The 8,768-nt window shown below is 59.9% G+C and carries 6 protein-coding genes and 2 pseudogenes; 4 read left to right on the top strand and 4 right to left on the bottom strand.

From position 1 onward, the window contains the following. Positions 1–245: 245 nt before the first annotated feature. Positions 246–1,238: pseudogene (gene ilvA, locus ACP7BX_RS30450) on the bottom strand (threonine ammonia-lyase, biosynthetic); the annotation flags it as partial. A gap of 252 nt (positions 1,239–1,490) precedes the next feature. Here ilvA and ACP7BX_RS30455 point away from each other — a divergent pair. Both ACP7BX_RS30455 and map read left to right on the top strand, forming a co-directional pair. After that, positions 1,491–1,691: a ParD-like family protein gene (locus ACP7BX_RS30455; protein WP_003190946.1), complete on the top strand. Its 201-nt coding sequence runs from the start codon at positions 1,491–1,493 to the stop codon at positions 1,689–1,691. Next, positions 1,691–2,452: a type I methionyl aminopeptidase gene (map, locus tag ACP7BX_RS30460; RefSeq protein ID WP_178954392.1), complete on the top strand. Its 762-nt coding sequence runs from the start codon at positions 1,691–1,693 to the stop codon at positions 2,450–2,452. Before ACP7BX_RS30455 ends, map begins: the two co-directional genes overlap by 1 nt. On the opposite strand, the gene ACP7BX_RS30465 is transcribed toward map, so the two are convergent. Together ACP7BX_RS30465 and ACP7BX_RS30470 are read right to left on the bottom strand one after the other, a co-directional pair. Then, a complete protein-coding gene (locus ACP7BX_RS30465; RefSeq protein WP_426130265.1) occupies positions 2,449–3,387 on the bottom strand; it encodes a magnesium transporter CorA family protein in 939 nt (312 codons plus the stop codon). The two genes, map and ACP7BX_RS30465, sit on opposite strands and share 4 nt — an antisense overlap. A gap of 7 nt (positions 3,388–3,394) precedes the next feature. Then, the gene (locus ACP7BX_RS30470) at positions 3,395–4,981 is read right to left on the bottom strand and encodes a RimK family protein (protein WP_218169891.1); all 1,587 of its coding nucleotides are present in this window, start codon (positions 4,979–4,981) and stop codon (positions 3,395–3,397) included. 94 nt (positions 4,982–5,075) lie between these two features. Here ACP7BX_RS30470 and ACP7BX_RS30475 point away from each other — a divergent pair. Continuing rightward, positions 5,076–5,522, top strand: a pseudogene (locus ACP7BX_RS30475) (GNAT family N-acetyltransferase); the annotation flags it as partial. Here ACP7BX_RS30475 and sfnG read toward each other — a convergent pair. After that, complete coding sequence (gene sfnG / locus ACP7BX_RS30480; protein ID WP_033901506.1) at positions 5,521–6,606, bottom strand: dimethylsulfone monooxygenase SfnG; 1,086 nt, start codon at positions 6,604–6,606, stop codon at positions 5,521–5,523. The pseudogene ACP7BX_RS30475 and the gene sfnG sit on opposite strands and share 2 nt — an antisense overlap. Before the next feature lie 255 nt (positions 6,607–6,861). Here sfnG and ACP7BX_RS30485 point away from each other — a divergent pair, with 255 nt between their 5' ends. Then, positions 6,862–8,094, top strand: a complete 1,233-nt coding sequence (locus tag ACP7BX_RS30485) for an acyl-CoA dehydrogenase family protein (protein ID WP_426130262.1) — start codon at positions 6,862–6,864, stop codon at positions 8,092–8,094. Positions 8,095–8,768 lie beyond the last annotated feature (674 nt).

The following is an 8,768-nucleotide window of genomic DNA, read 5'->3' on the forward strand; positions in this document are numbered from 1 at the left end:
TTTCTTGAGACTGCCAACAGATTTTTATGTGTCCGACGAGCGCTCGCTCGTCGCGCCTTGCCGACCCTGGAAGACGCTTACAACACCCAAGCCTACTCGGCAAAATCAACCTTCGTTGTAACTTTTCCTCATAAGGCGAAGGCTGGGTTATATATGTAAATTAGCCTTGTTTAAATCGTCGTCGAACCGCTGCGATGAAACGTTTAACTCTAGGCCTCAACGGCAACGGCGCCTTGCGCAGCCACCCTTTCAGCAACATGTCGCAAACTATCAAAGTTGATGTTCGCGCCTGAATTGATCGCCACCAGCGTCTTGCCGCGCAACTGATGACAGGCGACATACTTGCGAACCCCCGCCACCGCCAAGGCACCGGAAGGTTCGGTGATCGAGCGGGTATCGTCGTAGATCAGCTTGATCGCGCTGCACAATTCATCGTTGCTGACAGTGATGACGTCATCCACCCAGTCCCGGCAGATTTCAAACCCGTAGGCGCCGACTTGCGCCACCGCCGTGCCGTCGGCAAACCCGTCCACGCTGGGCAGCACCACGCGTTCACCGGCCCGCAGCGCCGCCAGTAGACAACTGGAGCCCTCAGGCTCGACGCCAATGATGCGCACCTCGGGCCGCAGGTATTTGACGTAGGCAGCGATCCCGGCGATCAGGCCACCCCCACCCACCGGCACGAAGATCGCGTCCAGGGGCCCTTGTTGCTGGCGCAGGATTTCCATGGCCACGGTGCCTTGTCCGGCGATCACCTCCGGATCGTCGAAGGGCGAGACAAAGGTGCAACCTGAGGTTTCGGCCAGTTGCAACGCGTGGGCCAAGGCAAAGGGGAAGCTCGCGCCGTGCAGGACCGCTTCAGCGCCACGGGAGCGTACGCCGAGCACTTTCAACTCGGGCGTGGTGCTGGGCATGACGATCCGCGCCTGGATCCCCAACTCCCGCGCCGCCAACGCCACGCCCTGGGCATGATTGCCCGCCGATGCGGTGACCACGCCGCGCGCCTTTTGCTCGTCGCTCAACTGCACCAGTTTGTTGTAGGCGCCACGGATCTTGAAAGAGAACGTCGGTTGCAGGTCTTCGCGCTTGAGCAGCAGTTGATTGCCCAACAATGCCGACAGCGCCGGTGCCGCCTGCAACGGCGTGCGCACTGCCAGGTCGTAGACCGGCGCGGCGAGGATCTTCTTTACATAGTGCTCAAGCAAGCCTGTGTCAGCGGTAGGGGGACAGGTGCTCATGGGTATCTCCTGGCTTCTTGTTCGGGGCCCGGGAGACGGAAAAACAAAACCCGCCTCTAGGGCGGGTTTGGGTACAGCCGTGCGCTATCCCGCCAAATGAGGAATGGCGGTAATAATGCTTGGCTGGCTGCGAAAGGCTTGAAAGGTCATGTCACGAAATTAACCGCCCGTGACTGGACTCGTCAACAAAAGGTTTACTCAAAGCATACGAAACGTATACGCTTTGTATATCAACCCTGCACAGTGAACCCCATGGGCATCGTCAAGATCACCGACCAACTGCACGAACAACTGCGCCTGGCCAGCGCCGCGATGGACCGTTCCATCAACGCCCAGGCCGAGTTCTGGATCAAGATCGGCCTGCTCGCCGAGCTCAATCCCCACCTGCCCTACAACGAGCTGATCAACAAGCTGTTGCTGGACAAGCCCGATCTGATCCGGGGGCGCAGTTGATGATCAAGACTGCCGCCCAACTGGCCGTGATGCGTGAAGCCGGGCGCCTGCTGGCCCAGGTGTTCACGATGCTCGACGGCTTTGTCGCCGCCGGCCGTTCCACCCTGGAGCTGGACACCGCCGTCGAAGCCTTCATCCGCAACGACCTCAAGGCCCGCCCCGCCAGCCTGGGCCAGTACGACTACCCCTTCTCCATCAACACTTCGATCAACGAGGTGGTGTGCCATGGCATGCCCAGCGCCAAGGACATCCTAAAGGACGGCGACATTATCAACATCGACATCACCCTGGAAAAAGGTGGCTTTATTGCCGACTCCAGCAAGATGTACATGATCGGCAGCGTCGCGCCCAAGGCCCAGCGCCTGGTCGAGAAAACCTTCGAAGCGATGTGGGCCGGCATCCGCCAAGTCAAGCCCGGCGCACGGTTGGGCGATATCGGCCACGCGATCCAGAGCCATGCGCAGTCCAACGGCTACAGTGTGGTCCGCGAATACTGCGGCCACGGTATCGGCCGGCAGATGCATGAAGAGCCGCAAATCCTGCACTTCGGCCGCCCCGGCACCGGCTTGGAACTGCGCGAAGGCATGGTGTTTACCGTGGAGCCGATGCTCAACCAGGGCAGTTCGAAAGTGCGCAGCCTGAAGGATGGCTGGACAGTGGTGACCAAGGACAACAGCCTGTCGGCACAGTGGGAACATACCGTGGCGGTGACGGCGGATGGGTTTGAAGTGCTGACCCTGCAACCTTCCTACAGGGTTTAAACGACATTGGCGCCGCCCGCTATCCGCTTCAGCCCCACTACCATCAAAGCAGCCCCAAGCCCCATCGCCGCCAGAAACAATGGATACGACACCCACCACGGCGTCCCCGCCGTCATCATGCTGAACTCCGACATGCCGCCGATGCTCGCAATCAGGTTGAGCGGCAGGAACACCACGTTGATCAAGGTGAGCTTGCGCAACAGGTTGTTCATGCTGTTGTTCATCAGGTTGCCGCGGGCGTCGATCAACCCGGAAAACACGTTGGAATAGATCTCCGCCTGTTTGTAGCACTGGTGGTTCTCGATGATCAGGTCGTCGATCAGCGCCAATATCTGCGAACTGAAATGCTCCTTTTCCGCGTGGTTGCGCAGCCGTGACAGCACCGCGCCGTTGCTGTGCAGCGCGTTGATGTAATAGATCAGGCTTTCGCTGAGGCTGAACATCTGCATCAGGTGGTGGTTGCTCATCGACGCATTGAACTGCTGCTGCAATTCCCGCGCGACCAGCTTGATCACCTTGAGGTGGCCCAGGTAGTGATGGATGTTATTGAGCAGCAAGTCGAGCAACACATCCAGCGGCGTGTGCAGCGGGCGGCGTTTGCCGAGGCCGGTCAGCGGAGTTTCGTCGGTGGCGATCACCAGCAGGCGGCCGGGTGAAAACAGCAGGCCGCAGGACGACACCTCGAACACCAGGTTGCCGCCACCGGAGTAGTTTTCCGGGCGTTTCCAGATCAGGAACAGATTGTCCGGGTGAAACTCGATGCGTGAGACTTCGTCGGGGTCCAGCGCAGAGGCCAGGGCGTGTTCGTCCAGCTTATGGTGGTCGCGCAGCCACTCGCGCTCGGCCAGGTCAGGGTTGTTGAACAACTGGATCGGGGCATCGTCACGCTCCCCACTGTGCAGCTTGCCATCGATCAGTTCGAAACGCTGGATCATCGCCGGGTCACCAGACCTGGCCCTGACGCTTCAACTCCAGGCGCCTCACGAACTCCTCCAGCACCAAACCGTATAAGTCGTCCTGCAAGTAGGCATCTTCGATACCCGCGTCCAGGTTGGGGTTGTCGTTGACTTCGATCACCACCACCTTGTCGCCGGACTGCTTGAGGTCGACGCCGTAGAGGCCATCGCCGATCAGGTTGGCGGTCTTCACGGCCAGTTCCACCACCGCCTTGGGCGCCTCGTGGACCGCCAGGGTGCGGCATTCACCGTTGATGGCCTGGCCGATGGCCTTGTGGTTGTAGATCTGCCAATGCCCTTTGGACATAAAGTACTGGCAGGCAAAGATCGGCTTGCGGTTGAGCACGCCGATGCGCCAGTCGTACTCGGTGTAGAAAAACTCCTGGGCCAGCAACAGCACCGAATGCTCGAACAACTCGGCAGTGGCCTTGAGCAAGGCTTCCTGGCTTTCGACCTTGATCACGCCACGGGAAAAACAGCCGTCGGGGATCTTCAGCACCAGCGGGAACCCCAGGCGCTCGCCGACCCGTTCAAAGTCTTCCGGTCGTTCCTTGTACAGAATCTCCGTGGCGGGCATGCCCAGTTGGTGACTGTTGAGCAGGTCGGTAAGGTAAACCTTGTTGGTGCAGCGCAGGATCGACGCCGGGTCGTCCATCACCACTAGGCCTTCGCTTTCGGCTTTCTTGGCGAATCGGTAGGTGTGGTTGTCGACGCTGGTGGTCTCGCGGATCAGCAAGGCGTCGTATTCGGCCAGGCGTGAATAATCCTTGCGTTCGATCAATTCCACATCGATGCCCAGGCCCTTGCCGACGCGGATGAAATTATCCAGGGCCTTGGCGTTGGACGGCGGCAATTGCTCTTGAGGGTCGTGCAAGATGGCCAGGTCGTAACGGGCCAGGCGACGTGAACGTGGCTGGCGCCAGATCTTGCGGCTGAAGTTATCCAGGGCGTGGGCGAATTGGTCTTCCTGATCGTCGCGTAACTTATGCAATACGCCGGATTTAACGCCTTCTATATGCCAACCGTTATTCTTCTTGAACTCCACTAACAGGATCGGACACGGAAAGGCCTCAAACAACTGACGGGCCAAATCCTGTAACGGCTCTATATTGGTCCGGCCAAAATAAAGTGTCAGGGTGAAGCCTTCGGTATTGCTGTAAAGGTGATGACTCAAGGCTTTATCGAGGGTTTTATCCAGGTCGTCCAGGGCCAGGCCGTACAACGACTTCTTCGTCAGTTCGCTGATGGTGCGCACCGACGGAATCACCTTGTGCCCACGGGCTTCAGCCAGCAGCGAGCAGTAATAACCGTGCCCCAGGTACTTGTAGCTGCGGCACAGGTTGATCACCTGTACGCGTTTGCCAGTCTCGTTTTCGCGGGTCTGCTCCAGGTATTCCTGGGCAGTGACGATGTCTTCGCTGGGGAAGTAGGAGGCCCAGTCTTCCTTGCGCTCGACAATGATCACGACTTGACTGTTGCCTTTCGGTGGTGCGGAAAAATAACCTTTATTGGTTATTGTCGCCGCGAGAGTTTGCTCGGATACTTCACGCCAATGACCTTGTACCGCCGACATAATATTTGATCCGCTTTAGAGAACTCGACCTTTTCTATTAAGCACGATCTTTTAGAGAAGTCCCGTTTCGTTACGCAACTTTTACGGCGGTCATATGGCTCTTTGCTTTCGCGTTGCAACCCTCTTGGATGTGTCTGAATTACTGGCCTTGGAACAGCACTGCTTCATCACCGACAGGCTGTCACGGCGCAGTTTCCAGTGGATGATCAGCCGCGCCCACGGCGAGTTGCTGGTGGCGGAAAATGACGGGCAATTGCTCGGTTATGCGCTGGTGCTGTTTCGCCGTGGCACTTCGTTGGCGCGTCTGTATTCCGTCGCCATTGCCGAACCTGCGCGTGGCATGGGGTTGGGTAGACAGTTGCTGAGCCGCGTTGAAGCTAGCGCCGTGGCACAGGGTTGCAATCGCCTACGCCTGGAAGTGCGCACCGACAACCCTGGCGCTCTCAGCCTCTATGAGCGCAACGGTTATCGGCGCTTTGCCCTGATCGACGCCTATTACGAAGACCACACCGCAGCACTGCGCCTGGAAAAAAAACTGCTCACGCCACCTGTTTGATCCCCGCCTTGGCTTCCAACTCTCGCACCAGCGGCAACACACGTTTGCCGAAGTACTCGACTTCTTCCTGAAAATGCAGAAAGCCCGCCAGCACCAAGTCCACCCCCACCGCCTTGAGCGCGACGATGCGCTCGGCAATCTGCTGGGGCGTACCGATCAGGTTGGTCTTGAAGCCATCGTTGTACTGCACCAAGTCTTCAAAGCTCGATTTGGCCCAGTTGCCCTCGCCTTCCGGTGACGCCTTGCCCGCTTGCCTGGCCGCATCACCAAAGGCGTTCACCGCCTCCGGATCGGCCTTGTCAATGATCTCTGCCAGCACGGCGCGGGCTTCTTCCTCGGTGTCGCGAGCGATCACAAAGGCGTTGACGCCGACTTTGACCGAATGGTTGTTCGCCGCCGCCTTGGCGCGGATGTCATCGACCTGGGCCTTGATGCCTTCCGGGGTGTTGCCGTTGGTGAAGTACCAATCCGACACGCGCGCCGCCATATCCCGCGCGGCCCGCGAGCTACCGCCCTGGAACACCTCCGGCTGGCCCAGTGGCTTGGGCTTGAGGGTGTAGTTATTGAAGCGGTAAAAGTCGCCCTTGAAGGTGAAGTCGTCCTGGGTCCAGATGCCTTTGAGGGCCCGGATGAACTCTTCGGAACGGCGATAACGCTCATCGTGCTCCAGCCAGTGTTCGCCGATGGCCTGGAACTCGCCCTTGAACCAGCCGCTGACGATATTCACTGCGATACGGCCGTTGGTGAGCTGGTCGATAGTCGCCAGTTGCTTGGCCGCCAACGCCGGTTGCCAGGGGCCTGGCAGGATCGCGGCGATCACCTTGAGCGTGGTGGTCGCGGCCAGCAGCGCATGGCTGAACGCCACGGACTCATGCTGATTTTCGGCACCGTAGCCGGCGGTGAAGCGGATCTGGGTGAGGCCGTATTCGAAGCCGGCGGCTTCCGCCAATTGCGCCAGTTTGCGGTTGTAGTCGATGCCCCAGTGGGTGCGTTGTTCGATCTTGCTGACCACCAACCCACCGCTGACGTTGGGCACCCAGTAGGCAAATTTCACGGCTTGCTGGCTCATCTCGCGTTACCTCGCACAAAAGGGATGTACTGAGGGCTTGAGCAGCAAGCGTGCCAGGCCGTGGAAACGCACGGGCCATGGGCGTTGCACGCAAGACCGTAGGTCGGCGTCGATGTCGCAGAGCATGCGGGTTTGTCGATCCGCTGTTGCCAGGGCAACAGTGGCTGAACGCTTCAGCCCATGAATACGGGTGCCGATACCCGGCACGGAGTGTGCAATCCCCCTTGCATTGATCACTGCCCAGGAACCTTGCCCATGACCGAACAACACGTCATCAACCCCCTGTCCACCGGTGTCGACTACCCGACACTGGCTGCGCGCTTCCGTCCGATTTTCCAACGCATCGCCGACGGTGCCGTAGAGCGCGAACAGTCCCGCATCCTGCCCCATGAACCGATCCAGTGGCTCAAGGAGGCCGGTTTTGGCGCGGTGCGCGTGCCGGTGGAATATCGCGGCGGTGGTGCTTCCCTGCCGCAATTGTTCGAACTGCTGATCGAACTGGCCGAAGCCGACTCCAACGTGCCCCAGGCCCTGCGCGGGCACTTCGCATTTGCCGAAGACCGCCTGAACGCGCCGCCCAGTGCTGGCCGGGATCTGTGGTTCAAGCGGTTCGTGGACGGCGATATCGTCGGCTGCGCCTGGACCGAGATTGGCAATGTGGCCATTGGCGATGTGGTCACCCAGGTCAGCCCTGACGGCGACCGCTGGAAGCTCAACGGAGAGAAGTTCTACAGCACTGGCAGCATCTTCGCCGACTGGATCGACGTGTATGCCCAGCGCAGTGACACCGGTGGCGATGTGATCGCCGCGACCCGCGCCCGCCAGCCGGGGGTGGTGCACAGTGATGATTGGGACGGCTTTGGCCAGCGCACTACCGGCAGTGGTACGTCGCGTTTTACCGACGCGGTGGTGGACGCGGAAAACGTCATCGACTTTGCCAGCCGGTTTAAATACCAGACGGCGTTCTATCAGTTGGTGTTGCTCGCCAGTTTGGCGGGGATTGGGCGTGCGGCCTTGCGCGATGTGGCGCATCAGGTGCGCAGCCGTAAGCGCATCTACAGTCATGGCAATGCGGCGCATGTGAGCCAGGATGCGCAGGTTCTACAGGTGGTGGGGGAAGTGGCTGCGCTGGTGTATGCCGCTGAGGCGAGTGCGTTGAAGGCGACGCTGCCGGCGCAACGGGCGTATGTGGCGCGGTTTGGGGGGGATGATGCGGTGGAGCGCGAGGCCAATGTGGCGGCCGAGATTGAGTCGGCTACGGCGCAGGTGGTGGTGTCGGGGTTGATTCAGCGGGCTACCAGTGAGTTGTTTAATGCGCTGGGGGCTTCGGATGTGCGGCAGGGGAAGGCGCTGGATCGGCATTGGCGGAATGCGCGGACGGTGTCGTCGCATAATCCGGTGATTTATAAGGCGCGGATTGTGGGGGATTGGGTGGTTAATGGGGTGGAGCCGCCGTTTGTTTGGCAGATTGGGAATGGGCGGGGTTGAGATTGGGTTTTTGAGGGCATATCCGTTGCTGCGGTAACGGCTGAGATTGGTTCCGCCCTTACGGCGGGTCACTTTGGAAAAGAGCCCCAAAGTAACCAAAGGGCTCTTGCCCCAACACTCGGCACCTCGCTTAGGCTCGGTGTGCCCGTAATCCGACAGTGATTTGGGGGGCCGCCGCCACGCGCCATCCATGGCGCGGGGCGGCTAAACCGGCATCCCTGCCGGTTTACCCCCCAAATCCCTGTCGAATTCCGGCCAGCGTGTTTAACGGGGCGCCTAAGATCAAAATCAAAAGCACAGCGGCCTGACAGCCGGCTTGAGTGGTGTGAAGCAAAGGCAAAAGCAAACGCGGTCTCTGTAGGAGCTGGGGGGACGCCTAGTCCTTGCCTGCGATGGTCTTCAACGATGACGCGGGGAATCAGACAAAACGCGGCGGTCTCACGTTTTTCGCCGGCAAGCCGGCTCCTACAGCGGACTGCGTATCCACGATGCGAAGCGAGTCGCTCTTGCTTTTGATCTGAGGCGCCCCGTCAAACACGCTGGCCGAACGCAGGCTTGAATCCGTGGGTAACCCGGCAGGACGCCGGGTTAGCCGCGCTGGGCCAAGGATGGCCCATCGCGGCGGCCCACGGACTCAAGCCGGAGTGAGGGCATGCCGAGCCTAGGCGAGGCAC

The organism is Pseudomonas sp. DWP3-1-3b3, assembly GCF_049896305.1.
In the GTDB taxonomy this organism is placed as follows: domain Bacteria; phylum Pseudomonadota; class Gammaproteobacteria; order Pseudomonadales; family Pseudomonadaceae; genus Aquipseudomonas; species Aquipseudomonas azotoformans_A.

Excerpts from the sequence above, each read along its gene's own strand:
- ACP7BX_RS30465 (WP_426130265.1), bottom strand. The coding sequence starts at position 3,387 with ATGATCCAGCGTTTCGAACTGATCGATGGCAAGCTGCACAGTGGGGAG.
- ACP7BX_RS30485 (WP_426130262.1), top strand. The coding sequence starts at position 6,862 with ATGACCGAACAACACGTCATCAACCCCCTGTCCACCGGTGTCGACTAC.
- ACP7BX_RS30470 (WP_218169891.1), bottom strand. The coding sequence starts at position 4,981 with ATGTCGGCGGTACAAGGTCATTGGCGTGAAGTATCCGAGCAAACTCTC.
- map (WP_178954392.1), top strand. The coding sequence starts at position 1,691 with ATGATCAAGACTGCCGCCCAACTGGCCGTGATGCGTGAAGCCGGGCGC.
- ACP7BX_RS30455 (WP_003190946.1), top strand. The coding sequence starts at position 1,491 with ATGGGCATCGTCAAGATCACCGACCAACTGCACGAACAACTGCGCCTG.
- sfnG (WP_033901506.1), bottom strand. The coding sequence starts at position 6,606 with ATGAGCCAGCAAGCCGTGAAATTTGCCTACTGGGTGCCCAACGTCAGC.